Genomic DNA, 25209 nt, shown 5'->3' with positions numbered 1-25209 from the left:
TCGTTGCGAAGTCGCTCAAGACGCATGGGTTCAACGCGGCGCCGATCCATGGCGATCTCGAACAGAGCCAGCGCATGCGCACGCTCGACGCCTTCCGCGATGGCACGCTGCAACTGCTCGTGGCCTCCGATGTCGCCGCGCGCGGGCTCGATATTCCGGCCGTGAGCCATGTGTTCAACTATGACCTGCCGAGCCATGCCGAAGATTACGTGCACCGGATCGGGCGCACCGGGCGCGCCGGGCGTCTGGGCACCGCAATCTCGATCGGCACGCCCGCAGATGGCAAATATCTCGGTGCCATCGAATCGCTTGTGAAGATGAAGATCCCGCGGGCCGAGACGCCGGAAGGCTTTGCGCTGTCCGAGGCGGCCCATCGCGAGCCGAAAAAATATGATGACGACAAGGGCGGCCGCTCGGGCCGGTCGCGCTCTGCGCGCGGCGGCCGGGATCGGGACCGCACCCGCGACGAAAAACGTGCGCCCCGTCCTGAGCGCGAGAAACCGGCCGAGAAGGCCAGTGTCGAGGAGGTGATCGTGGAAGCGGATGAGAGCCTGATCGTCGAAGTGCCGGAAGCCAAACGCGAGCCGTCGCGCCGCGATGACCGCCGCGAAGAGCGTCGCGATGATCGCCGCGACCGGGGCGGGCGCTACCGCGACTCCGGCCCGGCGGTGGTGGGCATGGGCGATCATGTGCCCGACTTCCTGATGCGCTCCTTCCGCCCGAGCACGAAACCCGTGGCCGAGGCACCCGAGACCACCGAGGTCGAGGAAACCTCGGAAAGCTGATCGAGCCTGCCAAACACGCAAAGCCCAAAACACGCAAAGCCCCGAAGCCTCTTCGGGGCTTTTTGCTTTGGCACCTGCCCCAAAATGAAAAAGGCGCCCCGGAGGGCGCCCTTTCATACCAGTAACCGCAGCTCAGAGCTGGGCGGCAACATCTTCGGGGACGTCAAAGTTATGCGTCACCGTCTGCACATCATCATCTTCCTCAAGCGCGTCGATCAGCTTCATCAGCTTTTGCGCGGTCTCGAGATCCACTTCGGTCGTGGTCTGCGGTTTCCAGATCAGCTTCGATTCCGTCGACTCGCCCAGAGCCTTCTCGAGCGCCTCGGAGACCTCGCTCAGCGCCTCGACCGAGCAATAGATCCAGTGGCCCTCGTCATCGCTCTCGACATCGTCGGCGCCCGCTTCAAGCGCCGCCATCATCACCGTGTCAGCATCGCCCACGCTTGCCGGATAGGAGATCTCGCCCACCCGGTCAAAACCGTGGCTCACCGAGCCGGTCTGGCCCATGTTGCCGCCCGATTTGGTGAAATAGCTGCGCACGTTGGAGGCGGTGCGGTTGAGGTTGTCGGTCATCGCCTCGACGATGATCGCAATCCCGTTCGGGCCATAGCCCTCGTAGCGGATCTCGGTGTAATCCGCCGCATCGCCCATTTGCGATTTCTTGATCGCGCGGTCGATCACGTCCTTCGGCATCGATTGCGCCTTGGCGGCCTTCACCGCAAGCCGCAGCCGCGGGTTTTTCTCGGGATCAGGGTCACCCATCTTCGCGGCGACGGTGATCTCCTTCGCCAGCTTCGAGAACATTTTCGAGCGGATCGCATCCTGCTTGCCCTTGCGGTGCTGGATGTTCGCCCATTTTGAATGGCCTGCCATGCCCGTCTCCGTCACATATCCGTGTCGGCGGCCTCTATAGCCAGAGCCCGCGCCCGCCGCAAGCATCCGCGGGAAAATCGCCCCCTCAGGGGGTCACTGCCGGCACAAGCGGCCAGATCATCGGGATCACCAGCGTGCCCACCACGGCCAGAACCATATTGAGCGGCACCCCCACCTTCAGATAATCCGAAAACCGATAGCCGCCGGGGCCATAGACGAGCGTGTTTGTCTGATAGCCGATCGGCGTGGCGAAGGAGGCGGAGGCCGAGAACATCACCGCCACCACGAGCGGGCGCGGATCGAGCCCGAGCGTATGCCCCATCTGGATCGCAATCGGCGTCAGAATCACGGCAACCGCGTTGTTCGAGACGGTCTCGGTCAGCACCGACCCGAGCACGTAAAGCGCAAGCAGGGTCATATGCGGCGGCAGGCCCTGCAGGAAGGGCGCCACGGCATCGACGAGGAGCTGCACCGCGCCGGAGCGGTCCAGCGCCGCGCCCACGACCAGCATGGCAAAGATCAGCGCCATCAAGCGCCCCTCGATGAAGGAAAACGCCTCGTCGGGGTCAATCGCGCGGGTGAGCAGGATCACCGCCACCGCAAGGGTGGCCAAAAGCAGGATCGGCGCCACGTCAAAGGCCGCCAGCAGCACCACCGCCGCCATCGCCCCGACCGCAATCGGCGCCTTGGTGCGGCGAAACGGGCGGATCGTCGGCTTGGTCACATCGACAAGGTCCATGTCGGCGGCAAGGCGGGCGATGTCTTCGGGGGAGCCTTCAAGCAGCAGCGTGTCGCCCACCACGACGACCAGATCGTCGAGCTTGCGGCCGATGTTCTGGTTGCGCCGGTGCGCGGCAAGCACGTAAACGCCATAGCGCCGGCGCAGACGCAGATCGCCAAGCGAGCGGCCAATCATCCGGCAGCCGGGCGAAATCAGCACCTCCACCGTTTCGGTCTGCACCGAGGAAAGCTTGTCGACCATGCGCAGGTCGGAGTTTTGCTGCAAACTCATCAACTCCGCCATCTCGGTGCGCAAAACCACACGGTCCCCCGCCTCAAGCACCGCGGCCACGAGGTCGCGGCGCAGCGAGGCATCGCCGCGCAGCACGTCGATCACCCGCATCCCCTCGCGCTTGAAGAGATCAACCTCGAGCACGGGCTGACCAATCAACCCCGAGCCCTCGGGCAGCGCCACTTCGGTGAAGAACTTCATCTTCCGCTTGTCGCCAAGCAGTGCCCCCATCGAGGTCCGGTCCGGCAGCAAATGGCGCCCGATGAACAGCATGTAGAGCCCGCCCACGATCACGTGAACGATCCCCATCCCCGAGATCTCGAACATGGTGAAGGGCGTCAGCCCCTTGTCGCGCGCGACGCCGTCGACAAGCAGGTTCGTGGAGGTGCCGATAAGCGTGATCGTGCCCCCGAGGATCGCGGCATAGCTGAGCGGAATCAGGAACTTGGAGGGAGAAACGCCAATCTTGCGCGCCAGCGCCATCATCACCGGCATCATCAGCACGACAACGGGCGTATTGTTGAGAAAGGCGGAGGCTGCCGCAATCGCGGCAAAAATCGCGATCACCGCGATCACCGGGCGGTCATCGACATGGCGCTCGGCAAGCCGCGTCAGCCAGTCCAGCGCGCCGGTGCGCACAAGTCCGCCCATCAGCAGAAACATCATCACGATGGTCCAGGGCGCGGAATTGCCCAGCACCGCCGTGGCCTCGCCATAAGGCACGATGCCGAGCATCAGCACGACCGCGGCCCCGGCAATCGCCACCACCTCGGTGGCGAAGGTCTCGCGCATGAAGAGCACGAGCATCGTCGCGACAAGGGCGAGGGTGAACCACGCCTCGGCGGTCTGGCTCAGTCCAAGGTCGATCATCGCGCACCTCTTTGCATCGGGCCGATACTACCCGCACCGCCCCTTGCGGCAAGTCCGCATCGCATAAAACACCTGCGGCGGCTCAAAATGGCGTGGATTCAGGCAGATGCCCGCCCAGCCGCACAGGCTGGATGCGGGTGGCGCGGCCGGTTCGGTCATCCGTCTCGACAAAAACGCCCGACAGCGTCACGGCACCGCGCGCGGGCGTGAATTTCTCGCGGGTCATGCCCGAGATGAAACGGCGCATCGGCTCGGCCTTTTCCATGCCGATGACCGAATCGTAATCACCGCACATGCCGGCATCGCTCAGATAACCGGTGCCCTGGGAGAGGATCATCGCATCGGCGGTCGGCACATGGGTATGGGTGCCCACCACAAGGCTCGCCCGGCCATTGCAGAAATGCCCCATCGCCATCTTTTCCGAGGTCGCCTCGCAATGGACATCGACCAGGATCGCCTGCGCCTGCCCGCCCAGGGGATGGGCCCGCAACACGCCGTCGAGCGCGGAGAAAGGGTCGTCAAAGGCGCGCTTCATGAAAACCTGGCCAAGCACCTGCGTGACCAGCACCTTGCGCCCGCGCGCATCCTCAAACAGCCGCGCCCCCTTGCCGGGCGCCTCCTTGGCAAAATTGACCGGGCGGATCACCCGCGGCTCGGTCTCGATGAAGCGCAACATGTCGCGCTGGTCGAACGCATGATCGCCAAGCGTCACCACATCGGCGCCCGCGCCCAGGAGCAGTTTCGCATGATCGCCGGTGAGCCCCATGCCGCCAGAGGCGTTTTCGCCGTTCACCACGACAAAATCGAGCCGCCAGTCCGCGCGCAGCTTCGGCAGCCGGTCCACCACGGCCGCCCGCCCCGCACGCCCCATCACATCGCCAAGAAAAAGTAGTTTCATGAGGCTCCATAGGCGCAAGCGGGCGCGGAAGGCAAGCCCGATGGCACATGTCGCGGCCCGCAAAGCGGGGGTTTTGCCCCCCCGCACCCCCGCAGGATATTTTCACAAAGTCGAAGCCAGCCCCGCCCCCTTCGACTTTGTGAAAATATCCCGGGGGGTGAATGGCCGAAGGCCAGAGGGGGGCAGCGCCCCCCTGCCCGGCCCGGGCTTTCAGCGCGGCCAGATCGGGCCGTGTTCCGTGATGATCAGATCAAGCCGCTGATCGGTGGGCTCGATCGGCAGGTGGTCCATTTCCTGCGCGGCAAAGGCAAAGCCAATCGCCGTGGTCGGGCCCTTGGCGCGCAAGGCCTCGAGCGTGCGGTCATAATAGCCGCCGCCATAGCCAAGCCGGTAGCCACGCCGGTCAAAGGCGACCAGCGGCACGATCAGCACCCGCGGCACGATCTCTGGCCCCTGTTCGGGGATCGCGGCGCCATATTCCCCCTCGACAAGCGGCGTCTGCGGCGTCCAGGCGCGGAAGATCAAGGCGCGCCCGGGGCCAAGGATCACCGGCACGCCGACGGGCCCCGGATGCGCCGCCATCACCCGGCGCGGGTCAATCTCGGTGCGGATCGGCATATAGCCCGCAAGCGGGGCCGGACCGAAGCGCATCAGGGCCGAGGTCAGATGCTCGCAGGCCGCACCCTGCCCGCCGGCAAAGGCGGCCTTGCGCCGCGCAAAGGCCTCCTTGCGCGCCTCGGCCTTGATCGCGGTCAGATCGGTCATAACAAAAGCACCCCCGCAAGCCCCAGAAAGGCAAAGAAACCAACGACATCGGTGACGGTCGTAACAAAGGTGCCGGAGGCGAGCGCGGGGTCGGCGCCAAGCCGCTCCAACGCCAGCGGCACGGCGATTCCGGCAAGCGCCGCAACGAAGAGGTTGATCACCATCGCCGCGCCGATCACGAGGCCAAGCGCCGGCGTGCCAAACCAGAACCAGGCCACCAGCCCCATCACCACGGCAAAGACCGCGCCATTGGTAAAGCCCACCATCGCCTCGCGGCGCACCACGCGCCAGACGTTGCTCTCGGTCAGGCTCTTGGTGGCGAGCGCACGCACCGCCACGGTCAGCGTTTGCGTGCCCGCATTGCCCCCCATCGAGGCGACGATCGGCATCAGCACCGCGAGCGCCACCAGCCGTTCGATCGTGCCCTCGAAGAGCGCGATCACGGTCGAGGCGAGGATCGCGGTGAACAGATTCACAAGCAGCCACGGCAGCCGCTGGCGCACCGTCTCGGGCACGGTATCGGAGATCGCGCTCTCGTCGCCCACGCCGGCAAGGCGCAAGATGTCTTCCTCGTGCTCTTCGTCGAGCACGTTCATCGCATCGTCGATGGTGATCACGCCAACGAGCCTGTCGTCGTCATCCACCACCGGGGCGGAAATCAGGTGATACTGGTTGAAGGCATAGGCGACATCGCCCTCTTCCTGCCGCGCCCAGATGGTGCGGAAGCTGTCTTCGGTGATCGTGTTGAGCCGGGTCTCACGTTTTGCCGACAGGATCTTGCCAAGCGTCACATAGCCCACGGGATGGTGGAACGGATCGACCAGGATCACATGGTAGAACTGATCCGGCAGCCAGTCCTCGGCGCGCAAAAAGTCGATCGCCTCGCCCACCGTCCAATGCTCGGGCGCCGTCACCACCTCGCGCTGCATCAGACGGCCCGCGGAATATTCCGGCCAGGTCAGCGATTGCTCGACGGCGGCGCGGTCGCTGTCGTCGAGCGCGTCGAGAATGGCCTCCTGCTGTGGCTCACCCAGATCCTCGATCAGATCGACCACGTCATCCGAATCGAGTTCGCGCACGGCTTCGGCCAGCACCTCGGCGGGAAGCTGCTCGATCACCTCCTCCCGGATCGACTCGTCGATCTCGGTGAGGATTTCGCCGTCCATCTCGGCGCCGTAGAGCTTGAGCAGGTCGCGCCGCTCGTTCGAGCCCACCTGTTCGAGAAGGTCGGCGATATCGGCGGGGTGAAGCGGTTCGAGAAGCGCCGTCAGCTCCGCGGCATTCTGCGCCTCGGTCGCGGCAAGCACCTGCTCGACCAGATCGCCCGAAAGCGCGTAATCCTCTTCGAAATCGTCTTCGACCCGCTCTTCCGTCATTCCGCCCCCGTTGTTTCGCGCCCGTTTTTGGCTTGCGCACCTTAGCCCAGCGATCTGCGACACAAAAGCCGAGATTGGCAAAGCCGGAGCCGCGCCCTAGCATGGGGCAAACGAAAGGGGCGGGCATGATCGAGCTGATCCTGGGGCAGGTGCTGCGCTTTGGCGCCGATGCAATGATCGAGGGGCCGGGAGCGGCGCGCGTGGAGGCACGCGGCGCGGTGGCGCTTCGCGCGGGGCGCATTCTCGACGTGGGCGCGGCCGCGGATCTGCGCGCGCGCTACCCTGCCGCGCAGATGACCGACATGGGCCAAAAGCTTCTGTCGGCGGGCTTCATCGACACGCATGTGCATTATCCGCAAACCGCGATCATCGCGAGCTGGGGCAAAAGGCTGATCGATTGGCTCAACACCTATACGTTCCCCGAAGAGATGCGCTTTGCCGATCCCGCCCATGCGGCGGCGGTGGCGAAAACCTATTTCGACCTTGCGCTCGCCCATGGCACCACCTCGATGTGCAGCTATTGCACCATCCATCCCGCCTCGGTGGAGGCCTTCTTTCTTGAGGCGGAGGCGCGCGGCATGCGCGCGCTGGCCGGGCGCACCTGCATGGACCGTGCGACCGCCCCCGCCGGGCTGCGCGACACCGCGCAAGCGGCCTATGACGAGAGCAAGGCGCTTTTGCAGCGCTGGCACGGGCGGGGCCGGCTCGGCTATGTGCTCACACCGCGGTTTTCGCCCACCTCGACGCCCGATCAATTGCTCGCGCTCGGCTCGCTCTGGGCCGAGCATCCCGAGTGCCTGATGCAGACCCATCTGAGCGAGCAGGTGGACGAGATCGCCTGGGTCAAAAGCCTCTACCCGCAGGCGCGCGACTATCTTGATACCTACGAGACGTTCGGCCTGCTCGGCGCCAATGCCGTTTACGGCCATGCGATCCATCTTGAGCCGCGCGAAATGGCGCGGCTGGTCGAGGTGGGGGCGGGGCTCGCGCATTGCCCGACCTCCAACACCTTCATCGGCTCGGGGCTTTTTGACACGGCGGGCATGGCGGCTGCGGGGCTGCGGGTGGGGCTCGCCACCGATACCGGGGGCGGCTCCTCCTTCTCGATGCTGCGCACGATGGCGGCGGCTTATGAAGTGGCGCAGTTGCGCGGCGTGGCGCTGCATCCGGCGCAGCTATGGTATCTGGCCACCGCGGGCGCGGCGCGGCTTTTGCGGCTCGAAGACAAGGTGGGGAACCTCGCACCGGGGATGGAGGCGGATCTGATCGCGCTCGATCTGGCCTCGACGCCGGCGATCGCGCAGCGCGCGGCGCGCGCGGAAACCTTCTGGGAGGCGCTTTTCCCCACCATCATGATGGGCGATGACCGGGCGATTGCCGGGGTCTGGGTCGGGGGCAAGCGGCAGAGGTAGCAAGGGGGCGCTGCCCCCTCTTTGGCTGCGCCAAATTCACCCCCGGGATATTTTCACAAAGTCGAAGGCTCAGAGCGCCAGCTTTCGCGCCAGGCGATTGTGGCGCTCGATCACGCGGGGCAGATCGAGGGTGGTGATCTGGCCGTCGGCAACCACCTGATTGCCCTCGACAAAGAGGTGTTTGACCCGGATCGGGCCGGAGAGGAGCAGCGCGGCAACCGGATCCCATGCCCCGGCCGCCTCAAGCCCCGTCACATCCCAGACCGCAATATCGGCGCGCTTGCCGGGCTCAAGGCTGCCAAGCTCGGGGCGGCCCAGCACCTGCGCGCCGCCAAGCGTCGCAATTTCCAGCGCCTCCCGCACCCCCATCGCCTCGGCGCCGTTTTGCACCCGCTGCAACAGCAGCGCCTGCCGCGCCTCGGCGATCAGATTGCCCGCATCGTTGGAGGCCGAGCCATCGACGCCAAGCGCCACAGGCACCCCCGCATCGCGCATCGCCCGCACCGGCGCGATGCCCGAGCCGAGCCGGCAGTTCGAACAGGGGCAATGCGCGACCCCGGTGCGCGTGCGGGCGAAAAGCGCAATCTCCTCGCGAGAAAGCTGCACGCAATGGGCATGCCAGACATCTTCGCCAATCCAGCCCAGATCCTCGGCATATTGCCCGGGCCGACAGCCGAATTTTTCCAGCGAATAGGCGATATCCTCAGCGTTTTCGGCAAGGTGCGTGTGCAACATCACCCCCTTGTCACGGGCCAGATGCGCAGCATCGCGCATCAGCTCCCGGCTCACCGAAAAGGGCGAGCACGGCGCCACGCCGACCCGCACCATCGCGCCCGGCCGCGGGTCGTGATGCGCATCAATCACGCGGATGCAGTCGGTCAGGATCGCGGCTTCGCGTTCGACCAGGCTGTCGGGCGGCAGCCCCCCCGCGCTCTCGCCAATCGACATCGCACCGCGGGTGGGGTGAAACCGCAGCCCGATCTCGTCGGCGGCGGCAATCGTGTCATCAAGCCGGGCGCCCTTCGGGAAGAGGTACAAGTGGTCAGAGCTCAGCGTGCAGCCCGAAAGCGCGAGTTCGGCCAGGCCCGTGAGCGCGGAGACATGGATCTCCTCCGGCCCCATCCGCGCCCAGATCGGGTAGAGCGTTTTCAGCCAGCCGAACAAAAGCGCATCCTGCCCCCCCGGCACGGCGCGGGTCATCGTCTGATAGAGGTGATGATGCGTGTTGATGAGCCCCGGTGTCACCACGCAGCCCTTCGCCGCGACGACCTCCCCGGTGGTGGTCAGGGCTTCACCGACCGCGGCAATCGCACCGCCGCGGATCAGCACATCGGCGCCTTTCGGCTCCCGCCGGGCCCCGTCCATCGTCACCACGACATCGGCGCCCCGGATCAACACTTCCCGCATCTTTCGCTCCCTCGATACAGACACCCGGTTTGACAGGGGCGCCGGGGTGGTCCGGAGGGGCCCGTGGCCCCTTCGGGCGGGGGGTGCGGGGGGCCTGCGGCCCCCCGCCCGCCCTCAGCTCGTCACACCTCAGCCCGTCAGCCCTCAGCCCGTCAGCCCTCAGCCCTTCAGAACGGCCATTGCCGCGGCGTGAATGTCGGCATTGGCCGCGGCCAGAACCTGCCCGCCGGCATAGGCCGGCCCGCCCTGCCAATCGGTAACGATCCCGCCCGCCGCCTCGATCACCGCGATGGGCGCGGCCACGTCATAGGGCTGCAACCCCGCCTCGACCACAAGGTCGATCTGCCCCGCCGCAATCAGCGCATAAGCATAACAATCCGTGCCGTAGCGCGTCAGCTTCACCTGGCGCGAGAGCCGCGCAAACGCGGCGCCCTCCGCGGGCGTTCCCACTTCGGGGAAGGTGGAAAACAAGACCGCCTCCGAGAGCGCCCGCGCCGGGCGCGCCGCAAGCCGTGCCGTGCCCAAAGGCCCGGTCACGCGCGCCGCGCCAAACCCGCCCACGAAGCGCTCGCCGATATAGGGCTGGTCGATCACTCCCAGGAGCGGCGCACCGGGGGTCGTGTCCCCCTCCTCGGAAAGCGCGATCAACACCCCCCAGGTGGGCGTGCCCGACATATAGCCGCGCGTGCCGTCGATCGGGTCGAGCACCCAGGTCAGCCCCGATGTGCCCCGCACCACGCCCTGCTCCTCGCCCCAGATCCCGTCTTCGGGCCGCCGCTCGGCCAGAAGCGCGCGCATCGCCGCCTCGGTCGCGCGATCGGCCACCGTCACCGGATCGAACCCGCCCGCCACCTTGTTCTCGGCCCCGATCCCGCCGGCGGGGCGAAAATGGGCGAGGGTCGTGCCCCGCGCCAGCTCGGCGAGCGCCTCGGCAGTGGCAAGAAGCTCGGCCTTCTCGGCAGCGGCAAACGAAACGGGCATCGGTGATCTCCGGACAGGGCGGCAAAAAGGAAGGGGGAGCGTGATACGCTCCCCCTCCTTTAAATCGCCAGACCCTGAGCGGATCAAGCCACGTTCGAAAGCACCTTGGCCAATTCAAAAAGCCGGCGGCGCTGCTCTTCCGGGATCGCATAGTAAGAGCGGACGAGCGCGAGCGCTTCCTTGTCGGAAAAGAGATCCCCTTCCCGGCTCGGCACCTCGGGCTCTTCCCCGGAAAGGCCTTCAAAGAAAAATGACACCGGCACGTCGAGCGCGTCGGCAATATCCCAAAGACGGGAGGCCGAGACCCGGTTCATCCCGGTCTCGTATTTCTGGATCTGCTGAAATTTGATGCCGACCTTGTCGGCCAGTTGTTGTTGTGTAACTCCCACCATCCAACGACGGTGGCGGATTCGCTTGCCCACATGGACATCGACCGGATGTTTCATTCACTCTTCCCCGGAACATTTGTGCCTGTCCAGCCTAACACGGTGCGGAACCCCGCTTCGGCAACAAACACGACGACCTGACCAAAAAGATAGGTGCTTTCCCCCCAAAGAAGCATGCCTTGGTGACGGTTTGTTTCGCTCTCGCCGACAACAGCCCAGAGGCGCAACCCTGAGAGGCCACACAAGCGCAGGATGTTTTGCAAATTGCAGCGCATAACGCAAATTCCGTCACATCGCGCCCCCACACTCGCCAAGGTTGATTCGGCGATGCCGCACCTCTCGCGCAACGCTGCGCTGATCTGCCTTGCCTCTCTGCACGCCGCGCCCACTGGCCGAAACCGCGCCACGCCGTTATCCTGCCCTCGATCCGGGCGCCATTGCGCCGCCCGATGACCGCCCAGCGAACGGAGCCTCGATGCGCGCCTTTGAACTCTCTGCCCTGAACACGACGCCTCGGCTCGTCGAGCGCCCTCTTGCCGCACCGGGCCCGGGCGAGCTTGCCGTCGAGATTGCCGCCTGCGGGCTCAATTTCGCCGACCTGCTGATGATCGAGGGCAGCTATCAGGACACCCCCGCGACACCTTTCGTGCTTGGGCTCGAAGCGGCGGGGCGGGTCACGGCGGCGGGGCCGGGCACAACCACCCCGGTGGGCACGCGGGTGGCCGTTTACGGCGGCCAGGGCGGGCTCGCCGAGGCCGGCCTGTTTGCCGAGGCGCGCTGCACGCCGGTCCCGGACAAGATGAAGCTTCTCGAGGCGGCCGCGTTCCAGATCGCCTATGGCACCTCTTTCATGGCCCTTCGCACGCGGGCGCGCCTGCGCGCGGGAGATACACTCGTAGTGCTTGGGGCGGCGGGGGGCGTCGGGCTGACTGCGGTGGAGATCGGCGCGGCGCTTGGGGCCCGCGTGATTGCGGTGGCCCGCGGGGAAGAGAAGCTCTCCGTGGCCAAGGCCGCAGGGGCCGCGGAGGGGATCGACGCCGAGACCCCCGATCTGAAAGCGGCCCTCAAGGCGCTCGGCGGGGTCGATGTCGTTTATGATGCGGTGGGCGGCGCGCTCGGAGAGGCCGCCTTCGGCGCACTCAAACCGGGCGGGCGGTTTTTGCTGATCGGCTTTGCAAGCGGCGCACAGCCCACGCTCAAGCTCAACCACGCACTTGTAAAAAACCTTGAAATCCATGGGCTTTACTGGGGCGGCTATCTGCAGCTCGACCCGCAGGCGTTCCGCGCCGCGATGACAGAACTTTTTGGGCTGGCCGCAGAGGGCAAGCTCAAACCCCATATTTCCGCGACATTTCCGCTCACCCGCGCGGCGGAAGCGCTGGAGATGCTGCGCGCGCGCCGCGCCACCGGCAAGATCGTCGTCACGATGCAGTGACGACGCCCCGACCGGGGCGGTTCGCGGTTCGAAAACCGGATTTCGGTTCTTGAAACGCCCTGCCGCCCTCCCCACATGAACCCGTGAAGCGGCGCCAGACAAGCGCCGCACGACATTCCAGGAGGCACTCAATGGCTGATTTCAACACGATGCGCGCCACCACGGCGGCGGGCCGCGCGGCCTATATCGACGAGGGTCTGCGCGCCCACATGAACAAGGTCTACGGGCTGATGTCCATCGCCATGCTGATCACCGGCGCGGTGGCCTTCGGCGTTGGCACGAACGACCAGCTCGTTGCCGCGATCTTTGGCACGCCGCTCAAATGGGTGGTGATGTTCGCCCCCCTCGCCGTGGTCTTCGCCTTCTCGGCGATGCTGCACAAGATGTCCACGTCGACCGCGCAAATGGTCTTTCTGGGCTATTCGGCGCTGATGGGGCTCTCGCTGAGCTTCATCTTCAAGGCCTATACCGGCGTCTCGATCGCGCAGACCTTCCTTGTCACCGCGATCGCCTTCGCCTCGCTCTCGCTTTACGGCTACACCACGAAGCGCAACCTGACGGCGATGGGCTCGTTCCTGATGATGGGCGTGGTCGGGCTTATCATCGCCTCGATCGTGAACATCTTCGTCGCCTCTTCGGCGCTGCAATTCGCGATCTCGGTGCTTGGCGTGCTGATCTTCGCGGGCCTCACCGCCTATGACACGCAAAACATCAAGAACACCTATCTGCAACTCGCCAGCTCCGACTCCGACTTCCTCGGCAAGGCCGCGATCCTCGGCGCGCTGCAACTCTACATGGACTTCCTGAACCTGTTCATGTTCCTGCTCCAGTTCCTCGGCAATCGCGAATGATCGTGCGCAACGGGGTCTGACCTCTTAACACCCTCCGGAAAGCCCCGCGCCTCGGCGCGGGGCTTTTTTCTGCGCCGCGCCCCCTGTGACATTGTTACGCCTGCGTCATCCATACTTTGGCGACTCTTTTCTGCAATTGATCAGATGCATAAGAACGATGCAGATGAACAGGCGCACACGCTGGCAACTGGCCAGGGCGCCGCGGAAAGGCCCGGATGAGCGGCAAGCGAAACCCGATGGCGGCCCCCGTGCCGCTCAAAACCTGGCTGTGGCGTGCCTATTTGCGCGCCGCTTTGTTTCCGCTGCTGCTGATCGAACTCGGGTTTCTGGTGATCTATTGGGGGACCTGCCAACTCGTCTATGATCGCTCTGCCGGCGCGCTCTCCGAGCTTTCGACCCAGTCGCTGCACGACGCCGCGATCCGCGAGGCGAATGTGATCAGCCACCGGCTCGACAGCGTCACCGCGCTGACGCAGGTGCTGGCCGCCGAAACCGACCGCGCACTGGCCACGCCAGCCACGCCAACGGCGGCCGAGCGCGACCGTTACGTGACCACCCCCGAGGGGGCTCTCGTCACAAAACGCGCGGATGGCGGCGCCGCGGTCTTTTATTCCGCGGCAACCCGGATCGGCCCGGCGGAGCGCGAAAAGCTCTGGCGCACGGCCACGCTCGACCCGCTCCTGCGCGCGATCACCGAAGCCAATCCGCTGATCAGGCAAACTTATCTCAACACCGCCGACAGCCTGAACCGGATCTATCCCGGGTTGGACGTGCGCGCGCTCTACCCGCCGCGGATGGAGATTCCGAGCTACAACTTTTATTATGAGGCCGATGCGGCGCATAACCCGTCCCGTGGCCCGGTCTGGACCGACGCCTATGTTGACCCGGCGGGCGGCGGCTGGATGGTCTCCTCGATCGCACCGGTCTACAGCGCGCAGGACCGGCTTGAGGCGGTGGTCGGCGCCGATGTGACCGTGGCAACGATCGTTGCGCGGGTGCTCGACATCACCCTGCCCGGCGCGGGCTACGCGGTGCTTGTGGGCCGTGACGGAACCGTTCTGGCGCTCCCTCCCGCGGCCGAGGACGATCTGCAAATGACCGAACTCCTCGGGCATGATTACGAAAGCGCGATCCTCGCCGATACGTTCAAGCCCGAGGCTTTCAACATTTTCACCAAGCCGCATCTGGCCGATCTGGCGCAGCGCATGCATGGCGCCCCCGAAGGCGTGGGCAAAGTCTCGCTGGGCCAGCCGATGCTCGCGGCCTGGGCGACGGTGGCGGGGCCGAACTGGCAATTGCTCGTGCTGACGCGCGAGGCGGCGGTGCTGTCGGAAACCACGGCGTTGCGCCATCGGCTTGCCTTTGTCGGCAAGGGGATGCTGGCGATCCTTGTGCTGTTCTATGCCGGGTTCTTCGCGCTCCTGTGGCGGCGCTCAAACGAGATGAGCGCGCGCGTCGCTCTGCCGCTTGACAATCTCGAGGGGCGGATGGCGGTGATTGCCGAGGGCGGCACCGTCAGCGCCCCCGCACGTTCCGAGATCCTCGAGATCCAGCGCGTGAGCGAGCATCTTGTCACCATGGGCGACCGGCTCGATGCCGCGAACCGGGCCAAGGCGCATTTCCTTTCGGCAATGAGCCATGAGCTGCGCACGCCGCTGACGGCCATCATCGGCTATGCCGATCTGCTTGAGGGCTCGGCGGGCAAGGCGCTGGACGGGGCGCGCGTTGATCAGGTGCGGGCGATCTCGCGCGCGGGCTGGACGCTGGTGCGGCTCGTCGACATGGTGCTCGATCTGAGCCGCCTGGAGCGGCAAGACATGCGGATGGTGGAGGAACGCGTCGAGATCGTGCCGCTGGTCGAGGCCGCGTTCGAGATCCTGCGCCCGGAGGCGGAACGGCTGGACCTTGCACTGAGCATCGTCCCCCCGGAGGCACCGCTGCCCGAAGTGCTCTGCGATGGCGAGGTGTTGCGCCGGATCCTTGACCAGCTTCTCTCCAACGCCGTCAAATACAACGTCTTGGGCGGCAGCGTCCGGGTGAGCTTCGAGCAAGAGGAGCCCGGCACGCTCGCGGTTCGCGTCACCGACAGCGGCCCCGGCATCCCGCCCGAGCATCACACGACGATCTTTGAGACATTCCAGCGCCTTGGCCACGAGAACAGCACGATCGGCGGCGCCGGGATCGGGCTCTCGCTCGCCCGCCGCTTTGCCGAAATGGCGGGCTGCCGGCTGGATCTGGAAAGCACCGCGGGCGCGGGGGCAACTTTCGTGCTGCGGGTGCCGGTGCGGAGTGACGCCTGAGGCGGCTCAGTAAAGCAGATCGCGGGCGGCCTCGGCAAAGAGGCGCAGGCCGGGCGCGATCAGCGCGTCGGGAAAGTCGTAATCGGGGGCATGGAGGTTCGGGCAGGCCGGACCCGCGCCCAGCCGCAACAGCGCCGTGGGGCAAAGCGCAGAAAAGCGGCCAAAATCCTCCGAGGCCCTCATTGGCGCCTCAAAGTCCGCGCGCGGAATCCCCGCAGCGGCAATGGCACGATGGAAAAGCGCCACTGCTTCGGGCGCGTTTTCGCAATGCGCGAACACATCGTGATCGCTCAGCGCCACGGTGAGCCCCGCCGCCGCGGCCGCACGCCTCACCATCGCCTCCGTGGCCGCTACAAGCGCGGCCATCCCGGCATCGGTGCGGGTGCGCAGCGTCACCCAAAGCTCGGCCTGACCGGGCGCGATGCCAAAGGCCGCGGCGCCAAGCGCGGCATGGGTGACGGTGAGCAGCGCAAAATCCGCTTCGGCGGGCCCGTTCCCCTTGCTCAGGCCCGGCAGGTCCATGATCAACCGCGCCAGCACAGGCCCGGGCGAGAGGCCAAGCGCGGGCTCGGCGGCATGGGCGGTGCGGCCCTCGAGCACGATCTTGAGGCCGCGCGAGGCGCAATGGGCCACGCCCTCCTCGACCACCGCCGCGCCGAGCGGCAGGCCCGGAAAGTTATGAAGCGCAAGCGCAAGATCGGGGCGCAACGGCGCAAAGGCCGGGTCCGCAATCACCCGAAGCGCGCCCGCGCCATCCTCCTCGGCAGGCTGAAAAAGCACCACCGCCCTGCCCCGCCGTGGCCGGTCCCGGCCCAAAAGCCGCGCAAGGCCCAGCACGATCGCCATATGCCCGTCATGCCCGCACAGATGCCCCTGCCCCGAAATTTCCGAGCGGTAAGCGGGGGTTCCGGTCTCGGCAATCGGCAGCCCGTCGAGCTCGCAGCGGATCATCAGCGTGGGCCCCGGTTCGGTGCCCTGATAGACCGCCGCAACACCGGTGCCGCCCAGCCCGGTCACAAGGCGCTCCGGCGCGGTCGCGGCAAGATCTTGCGCGACCTGCCGCGCGGTCTCATGCTCGGCGCCAGACAGCTCGGGGCGGCGATGGCGCGCCTGCCGCCAGCGGGTCAGATCCGCGATCAGATCCGCATCCGGTTGCAACACATGATCCGCGCCCATCAGGCCCTCCGTCGCTTGGCTGCCCCCGCTCTAGCACCGCCAAAGGGCAACGGACAGCCCTCACGCCCCTTCGGCGCGGAACGCACCCGACTTGCCTCCGTCTTTTGCCAGAAGCCGGATCCCCTCGATCCGCATCGCCTTTTCGGCGGCTTTCAGCATGTCATAGACCGTCAGCGCGGCGACCGAGACAGCGGTGAGCGCCTCCATCTCCACCCCGGTCTGCCCGGTGGTGGCGACGGTGGCGCGGATCAGAACGGCGCTCGCCGCCGGGTCCGCCTCCAGCTCAAGCGCCACCCGGGTGAGCGCGAGCGGATGGCAAAGCGGAATGAGATCCGAGGTGCGTTTGGCCGCCATGATCCCGGCCACGCGGGCGATGCCGAGCACATCCCCCTTCCCCGCCGTGCCCGCCAGCACAAGCGCAAGGGTCTCGGGGCGCATCACCACGCGGCCCTCGGCCAGAGCGGTGCGCTTCGTGTCCTGTTTTTCCGACACATCAACCATATGCGCCTGACCGGCGGCGTCGAAATGGGTCAGCATGATCCCCCCTTGCCGCCGCAGACAGGGCAATTGGCGCGGGGGCGCGTGGCCATCACCCGCTCCGCGTTCCACAGCGTGTCGACCATCCAGAGCTTGCCCTTGAGGCGCGCCCCCGCCCCGGTGAGAAACTTGATCGCCTCCAGCGCCATGCGCGCGCCGACAACCCCCGGAAGCGCCCCCACCACCCCCTTGGATTGCACCGGCGGCGGCGCCTCGGGTTCGGGGAAGACGCAGGCGTAACAGGGCCCGCCGCTTGCCGGATGATAAAGGCCGATCTGGCCCTCCCATTGCGCGATCGCCCCGGAAAGCAGCGGCACGCCCGCCGCCACGCAGGCGCGGTTGATCAGGTGGCGCGCAGGCAACGTGTCGGTGCAGTCGATCACCAGATCATGCCCTTCGAGAAGTGCCCCGATGTTGTCAGCGCTCACCCGGAGCGCATGGGGTTCAAGCGTGATCTCGGGATTGAGGTCGGCGAGCCGGTCACGGGCGGAAAGGGTTTTGAGATCGCCCACGCGCGGGGTGGAATGCAGAACCTGCCGTTGCAGGTTCGAAAGCGAGACCACATCATCATCGGCAAAGCCGAGCCGCCCCACCCCGGCGGCGGCAAGGTACAGCAGCACCGGCGCGCCAAGCCCGCCGGTGCCGATCACCAGCACCGCGGCGCGCCCGAGCCGCGCCTGCCCCTCCGGCCCGATTTCGGGCAGGATCAGATGGCGGCCATAGCGGCCCTCGGGATCGAAAGCGGGACGGTCTTCCATCTCAGCCCCCATCTCAGCCTCCCGTCATCGGCGGAAAAAAGGCCACTTCGCGCACCCCCGCAAGCGGCGCGTCAAAGCCCGCCAACTCCTGATCAAGTGCGACGCGCAGCACGGATGGGTCGGAAAAGGCCGTGGCATAGCGCGGCTCCCGCGCGACGAGTTCCGCCACAAGTTCGGCCACTGTCGCGGCCTGCGTGTCCACGTGTTCGCGGGGCACGCCCACGCGCTCGCGCAACCAGGCAAAATAGAGAATTTCCATGGCTCAGCCTCCGGTATGGTTCATGCCGCGCGCCACCGCGCCCGAAACCGCGCAGGCGCCATAGTCAAACGCATGGCCTGCGGGTTTGAGCGCAATTGCATCGCGGATCGCGCGGTGCAGCGCCAGCCCCTCCACGCCTGCCCGCAAAACCGGGCGCAGGTCGGTTGCGCCCTCGCGACCAAGGCAGGTGAACAGCTCGCCCTTGCAGGTGATCCGCACGCGGTTGCAATTGGAGCAAAAGTTGTGGCTCAGGGGCGAGATGAAGCCGATCTTTTGCCCGGTTTCTGCCAGCGTCACATAGCGCGCCGGGCCGCCCGAGCTTTCTGCGGTGTCGATCAGCCGGTAGCGCGTTTCGAGCCGTTCGCGCAGCGCATCAAGCGGCCAGAACTGGCCGAGCCGCTCCGCCTCGGCAATATCGCCCATCGGCATCAACTCGATAAACGTCAGGTCACAATCGTTCCGCGCGGCAAAGCCGGTCAGATCAAAAAGCTCGTCATCATTGAGCCCGGCAAGGGCAATGGTGTTGAGCTTCACCCTGAGCCCCGCCGAGCGCGCCGCCGCAATGCCCGAAAGCACGTTTTCGATTTTGCCGCGCCGGGTGAGGCGCGCGTATTTGCCCGCATCGAGCGTGTCGAGCGACACATTCACCCGCTTCACACCGCAAGCCGCAAGCTCTTCGGCATGGCGGGCGAGCAGCGTGCCGTTTGTGGTGAGCGTCAGCTCTTTCAGCCGCCCGGCCTCCAGATGCCGCCCCATCGCGGCAAAAAAGGTCATGATGCCGCGCCGCACCAAGGGCTCGCCGCCGGTGACGCGCAGCTTGGTGACGCCCATCTCGACAAAGGCGCTCACCAGCCGGTCAAGCTCTTCGAGGCTCAGCACCTCGCGGCGCGGCAGGAACTGCATGTGTTCGTTCATGCAATAGGCGCAGCGCAGATCGCAGCGATCGGTGACGGAGACGCGCAGATAGCGCACGGCACGGTCGAACCCGTCGCAAAGGGGCGCGCGCGGATCAAGCGGCATGGGAAACCTCCGTCAGTTCAGAAAACCAGCGCGCAAGCGCGGCGGGGTCAGGGGCGAGGCAAAGGCCAAAGCCCTCGGTGTAGGTGGCCCAATCCGCCACATGGCGGCCGCGCACGGCGGTGAGCACCGGCACCTCGCGCGCCATCGCCTCGGCGATCACATCGCGAAAGCCGCGCCCCTCGCCCTCGGCCTTGCCGAAGCGGTTCAGGATCAGCAGGTCCGGCGCGCGGGCAAGCTCGGAAAGCAAAAACTGCGCGGCACCGGCAAGCGCGCCAAGATCGAGCCGGCAGCCATGCGCGCCGGGGCCAAGCGGTTGCGAGACCGGAAAGATCTCGGGCCCGGCGAGCGAGAGCAGGTCCATCTCGGCGCAGTGGCAGGGGCCGGTGCCCGCCTCGCGGCGCTGGATCAGGCCGCGCACCTGCCGCCCTTCGGCGGCAAGGCGGCGCGCAAAGGCGCTCAAAAGCGCATCGGGCGGGGTTTCGTCAAAAAGCACGGCGGCGAGCGGCAGGGTCATCTCAAAACACCCTCTGCCCAAGCGGCATGAAGCGCAGCGCTGCGCCAAAGCTCACTTTTGTCGTCTCGGCGGGGACGAAACCAAGCCCGTCGGCTTCTGCAAGCGGGAAGAGCGTGGCCGAGCTTCCCTCCCCCATGCGCTGCACGATCGGCACGCCGTCGATCTCGCCATGGCTGAGCCGGATCGGGAAGACTTCGGCGCGGCCCGGCTTGCGGGCCCAGTCGAAGCCCGCGCGCGCGGGATGCGCGAACAGCGGCGCGAGGGGCTGGTCCGTGAGTGTGGCAAGCTGGGCCGCGACGAAGAGGTGAAAGCCGGTGAAGGCGGAAAACGGATTGCCCGGCAGGCCGGTGACAACCGAGGCGCCGAGCGTGCCAAACATCACCGGTTTGCCGGGCTTGAGCGCAACGCGCCAGCCCGCGATCTGTCCGCCCGCCGCCTCAAGCGCGGGGCGCAGATGGTCGCGCCCGCCCATCGAGACGGCACCGGAGGTGAGGATGATATCGGCCCGGCCCGCAAGCGCCTTGAGCCGGGCGGTGATGGCGGGCAGGTCGTCGGGGAGAATGCCGAGGTCATCGACCTCGGCGCCTGCGGCCAGCGCCAGCGCCATCAGCATCGGGCGGTTGCTGTCCGGGATCGCCGCGGGGCCTTTGCCGCCGAGCTCGTCCCCGCTGGAAAAAAGCGCGATCCGCGGCATGCGCAGCACACGGACGCGGGCGATGCCATTGGCGGCCAGAAGGCCGATGTGCTGGGGCGCGATGCGCGTGCCTTGCCGCAAAAGCACGCCGCCAAGCGGCTGCTCGGAGCCCACCTTGCGGATGTGCTGGCCCGGTTTCGGGCGGGCAGAAAGGCGGATCGTCTCGCCCTCTTCGGTGCAGTCCTCGACCGGCACCACGCAATCGGCACCCGCAGGCACCAGCGCGCCGGTAAAGATGCGCAAGGCCGCGCCGGTGGGCAACGCGCCCGCAAGCGCGCCCGCGGCGATGGTCCCCGCAACGGGGAGCGACAGGGCGGGGGAAAGGTCGGCCAGACGCAGCGCAAAGCCGTCCATGGCGGAGCGTTCACGCATCGGCAGGGCCCGCCCGGAGGTCACGGTTTCGGCGGCGATCCGGCCAAGGCTGCGCGCAAGCGCGAGCGTCTCGGTGGCGGTAAGCGGTTTGATCAGGTCACAGGCCAGACGGCGGGCGGCGGGGATGTCGAGCATCGGGGCGGAACTGTCATGCACGGTCATCGCGCGAAATCCTCGGGTCTTGGAGAGCACCGCGCCCCGGAGGGCGCGGTGCGGTATTGCGGAGGGGCCAAGGCCCCTCCGGGGGAGGCTCATTCCGCCGCCGCAGGCGCCGTGAAGACGGTCACGGTCACCTCGGGGCCGGTGTATTTTTCCACTTCGGCAATCACGGTCTGGCCGCAGTTGCCCTGACCGAGTTTGGAGGTGGGAATGTCAGCGGTGAGCACGTTCACATCGCCGTATTTGTCGAGCGTGCCTTTTTCCGCCGGATCAAGCGGGTCATACCAGCCGCCCTCGTAGATCTGGATCACCCCTTTCATCGCCGCATCGGTGACCTTGACCCCGGTGAGGATCTGGCCGCGATCGTTGTAGACGCGCACCACATCGCCATCGGCAATGCCGCGTGCGGCGGCATCTTCGGGGTTCATCAGGCAGGGCTCGTGGCCTGCGATCGCATAGCCCTCGCGCAGCACCGTGCCGTTGAGCTGCGAGTGCAGCCGGTGGAACGGGTGCGAGGCGGCGACATGGAGCGGGAATTTCGCCCCCGGCCCGTCGAGCCGTTCGAGCGGTTCCATCCAGGTCGGATGCGCCGGGCAATCGTCATAGCCCATCTTCTCGATGTTTTTCGAGTAGATCTCGATCAGCCCGGTCGGCGTGCCGAGCGGATTGAGGAGCGGGTCTTCCCGGAACTCGGCATAGCGCACATATTGCGCCCCCGTGGTGATCGGAAACTCGACGATGCCATCGGCCCAGAAGGTCTCGAAATCGGGCATCTCGATGCCCTTCGCCTTGCCTTGTTTCGCCGCGGCCTCGTAGAGGGACTGGAGCCAGCCCATCTCGTCCTTGCCCTCGTTGAAGGCCGCCTTCTTGCCGAGCTTGTCGCTGATCGCCTCGAAGATATCGTAGTCGTTCTTCGCCTCGTAGAGCGGCGCGACCACCTGTTTCATCGCGAGGATGCCGAGGTTCGAATAATCCCCGATCGTTTCGATGTCGTTGCGTTCATAGCTCGTCGTCGCCGGCAAGATGATGTCGGCATGGCGCGCGGTGGCGGTCCACTGGAAGTCGTGCACGATGAAGGTGTCGAGTTTTTCCCAGGCCTTCAGCATCCGGTTGCGGTCTTGATGGTGGGTGAAGGGGTTGCCGCCCACCCAATAGGCCAGATGGATGTCTGGATAGCTCGCGCGGTTGCCGTTGAAGTCGAATTCCCCGCCGGGGTTTTCGAGCATCTCGACCACACGCGCCACCGGGATCGCCGAGACGCCGGCAGTGGCCAGCCATTCCGGCCCACCCGAGGCCGCGCCACCATCGGTGATGCCCGAAAGCGCCGGGCCGTCGGTCGCAGGCGCGCCACCGCTCGCATAGTGATAGGAAAGCCCGAAACCGCCGCCCGGAAGGCCGATCTGGCCAATCATCGAGGCCAGCGTGACGAGCATCCAGTGCGCCTGTTCGCCGTGATGCATGCGCTGCATCGACCAGCCCGCGGCCAGCATCGAACGCGATCCTTTCAGCCGCCGCGCCAGATCCTTGATCGTCTCGGCCGGAACACCGCAGATCTCCGCGGCCCATTCGGCGGTTTTGGCCACCCCGTCGGCGTCACCCGTCAGATAGGGCAGGAACTTGTCGAAGCCCGAAGTGTAATTCTCGATGAAGTCGCTGTCATAAAGGCCTTCGCTGTAAAGCGTATGCGCCATGCCCAGCATCATCGCCACATCGGTCTGCGGTTTCGGCCGAATATGCTCGGCATCGAAGAAATCGACAGTCGCCGAGCGCACCGGGTCGATCACGATCACCTTGGTCCCCTTGGCCTTGAGCGCATCAAGCCCGGCATAACCGCCGTGATCGGCAATCGAGTTGCTGATCTGCAGTGTCTTCACCGGGTCGGCGGCCCAGAACACCATGATCTCCGTATTCTCGGCCACCACAGGCCAGGCGGTCTGCTGCTCGTAGACTTCGAGCGTGCCCATCACATGGGGCATGATCACCTGCGCGGCGCCGGTCGAATAGTCCCCCGCCCCGTTCACGAAGCCGCCCGCAAGGTTGAGCATCCGGCGCAGCAGCGTGGTGCAATTGTGCAGCCGGCCCGAGCTTTTCCAGCCGTAAGAGCCGCCGAACACGGCCTGCGGCCCGTAGGTCGCCTCGACACGCTGGATTTCCTTGGCGATGAGGTCCAGCGCCTGATCCCAGCTCACGCGCACAAAATCGCCGTTGCCGCGGGTGGAGCGATCCGCCTCGATGCCTTTTTCAAGGTATTCGCGGCGCACCATCGGGTATTTGATCCGGCTCGGCGAATAGATTGAATCGAGCACCCCTTCGAGCGCCGCCGACGGATGGGGATCCTTTTCCCAAGGCACGAAAGCGGTGGCGCGACCATCCTCGACCTGCGCCGTGAACACGCCCCAGTGGGAGCCCGACATCACAGCGCCATTGGCCTCGGCCGCGCGCGCGCCCTTGGCAAGAAGCGAGGGGCCAAAGAGGCCCAGGGCCCCTGCGGCGACCGAGTAGCTCAGAAAGGCGCGGCGCGAGAGCTCTGCGCGCAGGTCGTTTCCGGAAATCTTCGTCATCAGACTGTCCTTTCTTCCGGTTTGCGGTTTAGGGAGCGGGCGAGTGCGGCAGAAAGCAGATCCGCCGCGCCAGCCCAGAAGCCGGTGGAATCGACCGCTTTGACGGCGGTCAGCAATTCGGGCGTCCAGCTTGCCAGCCGGGCGACCAGGTCTTCGGCGCGTGGATCGCCAGAGGCCTCAAGATGGGCGAGCAGCATCAGTTCCACGGCCAGGTGATCGGCGGGCTCGCTGCAGTCTTCGGCCAGCGTGAGATCACACACCCGCAACAGCGCCGCGATCTCGCTCACCGGCGCCTGATAGAGCCGCCGCGTGCCGACCCAGGCCGATTCACAGGGCGAGAGCGTGCGTTTGCCGCCAAGGCCAAGGAACATCCGGTTGAAGGCAATGGTGAGCGTTGAGCCCAGATCTGCCGCATCCCCCGCATCAAGAACGCAATCTATCTGTTTGATCGCATTCCTAAAATCAGGCTCCGCAGCAAGGGCGGCGCGCCATTCCACGCCGGCGCTGCCGCGCAGCGCCTGCAACTGTGCAGGGCCGGGCGGGGCAAGGAACAGATCCGCAAGCCAGTGCCAGAGAAGCGCGCGGTCGATCAGCGCCGCAGGGATGGGCGAGAGCGCGGTCATTCGTGTTCCTCCCCGCCCATGTCCTTGGCATGCATCTGCACGTATTTTTGCACCAGCCGGAATTGTTCCTCATCCAAGGGCGATTTCGGCTTCATCGCATTGAGCGTGCCAATCCATTGGTTGGCGAGGAAATGCCCGGTCTGCGGCAGCGCATGGCAGGTGCCGCAAGCGGCGTTGAACATCGAACCGGCGTAAGACCAGACCTTGTCCAGACTGTCGGTCAGATCGGCGTTCCTGACCCAGACGGAGATCGTCGCGTCAGTCCAGGTCTGTTCGGTGTCCGGGTCGACCATGCTCGTGCCCGGCACCACAGATGCGAGCGCCGCCGGCGTCAGCGCGAGGTTGAAGATACGCTGGCCCTGCGCGGCATAAAGCATGCGCTCGGCGCCTTCCTGCTGCCATCCCTCAACCGAGACCTGCAGCCAGTCGCCCTTCGCCGCCTCCACTTTCATCGGCGTGGCCGCAAGCACCTTGCCCGAGGATTTTCCGCCGTCGCCCGAGGGTTGCTCCAGATAAACCTCAAGCGTTTTCAACGGATAGACCGTATCGCCCGGTTTCGGGCGCAGCGCACCCGCCGCCGTCTCGAGTTCCTCGAACAGTTTTTTGTAGCCCGAGGACATGTCGGGCAGGTGGTGCGCAATGCCCTTGTGGCAGTCGATGCAGGTGCCGCCCTCGACCATCGCCTTTTGCATCTGGTTTGCGGCATCGGGTTTGGTTTGATGCGCAAAATCCATCGCCTCGAAGCTGTGGCACGAGCGGCAGCCGATCGAGTCACTCTCCTTCATGTCGGCCCAGACCCGTTCCGCCATTTCCAGCCGGTGCGCCTCGAATTTCTCGGGCGTGTCGATCGAGCCGGTGATCTCGCCCCAGAGATCGCGCGCGGCAAGAACCTTGGCGCGGTAGAGCCGCCAGCCCGATTGCGCAAAGTGGCAATCGCGGCACTCCGCGCGCACGCCCATCGTGTTTGAATAATGGACGGTGGTTTTGTATTCCTCAAAGTTCTGCTGCATCGTGTGGCACGAGAGGCAGAACCCGGTCGTGGTCGTTTGTTCCACCGCATAGTGAAAACCGTTCCAGCCGACCGCGCCCACAAGCGCTCCGGCCAGCACCAGCGTGCCCAGCCCCCAGCGCGAGCTGGGGCGGCGCATCACGGCCCATAATTTCCTGATCACGTGTCCCTCCGGT

At 66.1% G+C, this 25209-nt stretch carries 23 protein-coding genes; 5 read left to right on the top strand and 18 right to left on the bottom strand.

The window, feature by feature from the left end; translation table 11 throughout:
- Positions 1-785 (top strand): helicase-related protein (locus tag ACFSM0_RS09020; protein WP_377389511.1); only part of this gene is annotated, 785 nt, incomplete at its 5' end.
- A 132-nt stretch (positions 786-917) separates the two neighbouring features.
- Here the strand turns inward: ACFSM0_RS09020 and ACFSM0_RS09015 are convergent.
- From ACFSM0_RS09015 to mgtE, 5 genes are all read right to left on the bottom strand, one after another.
- Positions 918-1658, bottom strand: a complete 741-nt coding sequence (locus ACFSM0_RS09015) for a YebC/PmpR family DNA-binding transcriptional regulator (RefSeq protein ID WP_377389509.1) — start codon at positions 1656-1658, stop codon at positions 918-920.
- 85 nt (positions 1659-1743) lie between these two features.
- The gene (locus tag ACFSM0_RS09010) at positions 1744-3540 is read right to left on the bottom strand and encodes an SLC13 family permease (RefSeq protein WP_377389507.1); all 1797 of its coding nucleotides are present in this window, start codon (positions 3538-3540) and stop codon (positions 1744-1746) included.
- Positions 3541-3622: 82 nt separating this feature from the next.
- Positions 3623-4438, bottom strand: coding sequence for a TIGR00282 family metallophosphoesterase (locus ACFSM0_RS09005; protein WP_377389505.1), 816 nt, complete (start codon positions 4436-4438; stop codon positions 3623-3625).
- A gap of 210 nt (positions 4439-4648) precedes the next feature.
- Positions 4649-5203: a 5-formyltetrahydrofolate cyclo-ligase gene (locus ACFSM0_RS09000; RefSeq protein ID WP_377389503.1), complete on the bottom strand. Its 555-nt coding sequence runs from the start codon at positions 5201-5203 to the stop codon at positions 4649-4651.
- Entirely contained in the window at positions 5200-6579 is a 1380-nt protein-coding gene (mgtE, locus tag ACFSM0_RS08995; RefSeq protein ID WP_377389501.1) for a magnesium transporter, read from the bottom strand. Before mgtE ends, ACFSM0_RS09000 begins: the two co-directional genes overlap by 4 nt.
- A gap of 125 nt (positions 6580-6704) precedes the next feature.
- Here mgtE and guaD point away from each other — a divergent pair, with 125 nt between their 5' ends.
- The gene (gene guaD, locus ACFSM0_RS08990) at positions 6705-7991 is read left to right on the top strand and encodes a guanine deaminase (protein WP_377389499.1); all 1287 of its coding nucleotides are present in this window, start codon (positions 6705-6707) and stop codon (positions 7989-7991) included.
- Positions 7992-8060: 69 nt separating this feature from the next.
- Here the strand turns inward: guaD and ACFSM0_RS08985 are convergent, their stop codons facing one another.
- The 3 genes from ACFSM0_RS08985 to ACFSM0_RS08975 form a co-directional block, all read right to left on the bottom strand.
- The gene (locus ACFSM0_RS08985) at positions 8061-9398 is read right to left on the bottom strand and encodes an 8-oxoguanine deaminase (protein WP_377389497.1); all 1338 of its coding nucleotides are present in this window, start codon (positions 9396-9398) and stop codon (positions 8061-8063) included.
- 159 nt (positions 9399-9557) lie between these two features.
- Complete coding sequence (locus ACFSM0_RS08980; RefSeq protein WP_377389495.1) at positions 9558-10379, bottom strand: inositol monophosphatase family protein; 822 nt, start codon at positions 10377-10379, stop codon at positions 9558-9560.
- A gap of 83 nt (positions 10380-10462) precedes the next feature.
- Positions 10463-10825 (bottom strand): helix-turn-helix domain-containing protein, encoded by a 363-nt coding sequence (locus ACFSM0_RS08975; RefSeq protein WP_377389493.1) that lies wholly within the window; start codon positions 10823-10825, stop codon positions 10463-10465.
- A gap of 415 nt (positions 10826-11240) precedes the next feature.
- Here ACFSM0_RS08975 and ACFSM0_RS08970 point away from each other — a divergent pair, with 415 nt between their 5' ends.
- The 3 genes from ACFSM0_RS08970 (at position 11241) to ACFSM0_RS08960 (ending at position 15351) form a co-directional block, all read left to right on the top strand.
- Positions 11241-12200: an NADPH:quinone oxidoreductase family protein gene (locus ACFSM0_RS08970; RefSeq protein ID WP_377389491.1), complete on the top strand. Its 960-nt coding sequence runs from the start codon at positions 11241-11243 to the stop codon at positions 12198-12200.
- A gap of 131 nt (positions 12201-12331) precedes the next feature.
- On the top strand, positions 12332-13051 hold the full coding sequence (locus ACFSM0_RS08965) for a Bax inhibitor-1/YccA family protein (RefSeq protein WP_377389489.1): 720 nt from the start codon (positions 12332-12334) through the stop codon (positions 13049-13051).
- A gap of 215 nt (positions 13052-13266) precedes the next feature.
- On the top strand, positions 13267-15351 hold the full coding sequence (locus tag ACFSM0_RS08960; RefSeq protein ID WP_377389487.1) for a sensor histidine kinase: 2085 nt from the start codon (positions 13267-13269) through the stop codon (positions 15349-15351).
- A 6-nt stretch (positions 15352-15357) separates the two neighbouring features.
- Here ACFSM0_RS08960 and ACFSM0_RS08955 read toward each other — a convergent pair whose 3' ends face one another.
- From ACFSM0_RS08955 to torC, 10 genes are all read right to left on the bottom strand, one after another.
- Entirely contained in the window at positions 15358-16527 is a 1170-nt protein-coding gene (locus tag ACFSM0_RS08955; RefSeq protein WP_377389485.1) for an amidohydrolase, read from the bottom strand.
- A 60-nt stretch (positions 16528-16587) separates the two neighbouring features.
- Entirely contained in the window at positions 16588-17064 is a 477-nt protein-coding gene (moaC, locus tag ACFSM0_RS08950; protein WP_377389483.1) for a cyclic pyranopterin monophosphate synthase MoaC, read from the bottom strand.
- Entirely contained in the window at positions 17058-17834 is a 777-nt protein-coding gene (locus ACFSM0_RS08945) for a HesA/MoeB/ThiF family protein (protein WP_377389481.1), read from the bottom strand. Before ACFSM0_RS08945 ends, moaC begins: the two co-directional genes overlap by 7 nt.
- A gap of 1 nt (position 17835) precedes the next feature.
- Positions 17836-18081: a molybdopterin converting factor subunit 1 gene (gene moaD, locus ACFSM0_RS08940; RefSeq protein ID WP_377389479.1), complete on the bottom strand. Its 246-nt coding sequence runs from the start codon at positions 18079-18081 to the stop codon at positions 17836-17838.
- 3 nt (positions 18082-18084) lie between these two features.
- A complete protein-coding gene (gene moaA / locus ACFSM0_RS08935) occupies positions 18085-19101 on the bottom strand; it encodes a GTP 3',8-cyclase MoaA (protein WP_377389477.1) in 1017 nt (338 codons plus the stop codon).
- The gene (locus tag ACFSM0_RS08930) at positions 19091-19615 is read right to left on the bottom strand and encodes a DUF2478 domain-containing protein (protein ID WP_377389475.1); all 525 of its coding nucleotides are present in this window, start codon (positions 19613-19615) and stop codon (positions 19091-19093) included. The genes moaA and ACFSM0_RS08930 overlap by 11 nt, the downstream gene beginning before the upstream one ends.
- A gap of 1 nt (position 19616) precedes the next feature.
- The gene (locus tag ACFSM0_RS08925) at positions 19617-20843 is read right to left on the bottom strand and encodes a molybdopterin molybdotransferase MoeA (RefSeq protein ID WP_377389473.1); all 1227 of its coding nucleotides are present in this window, start codon (positions 20841-20843) and stop codon (positions 19617-19619) included.
- Between the two features lie 89 nt (positions 20844-20932).
- Positions 20933-23401: a trimethylamine-N-oxide reductase TorA gene (gene torA, locus ACFSM0_RS08920; protein ID WP_377389471.1), complete on the bottom strand. Its 2469-nt coding sequence runs from the start codon at positions 23399-23401 to the stop codon at positions 20933-20935.
- Positions 23401-24024, bottom strand: coding sequence for a TorD/DmsD family molecular chaperone (locus ACFSM0_RS08915; RefSeq protein ID WP_377389469.1), 624 nt, complete (start codon positions 24022-24024; stop codon positions 23401-23403). The genes torA and ACFSM0_RS08915 overlap by 1 nt, the downstream gene beginning before the upstream one ends.
- Positions 24021-25196 carry a pentaheme c-type cytochrome TorC gene (torC, locus tag ACFSM0_RS08910; protein ID WP_377389467.1) on the bottom strand — a complete coding sequence of 392 codons (1176 nt, stop codon included), beginning with the start codon at positions 25194-25196 and terminating at the stop codon, positions 24021-24023. Before torC ends, ACFSM0_RS08915 begins: the two co-directional genes overlap by 4 nt.
- Between the last annotated feature and the right edge of the window lie 13 nt (positions 25197-25209).

The organism is Rhodobacter lacus, assembly GCF_042683065.1.
GTDB classification, from domain to species: Bacteria; Pseudomonadota; Alphaproteobacteria; order Rhodobacterales; family Rhodobacteraceae; genus Rhodobacter; species Rhodobacter lacus.
Note: the sequence above shows the minus strand (reverse complement) of the source record. Positions and strands in the feature narration are given on the sequence as shown.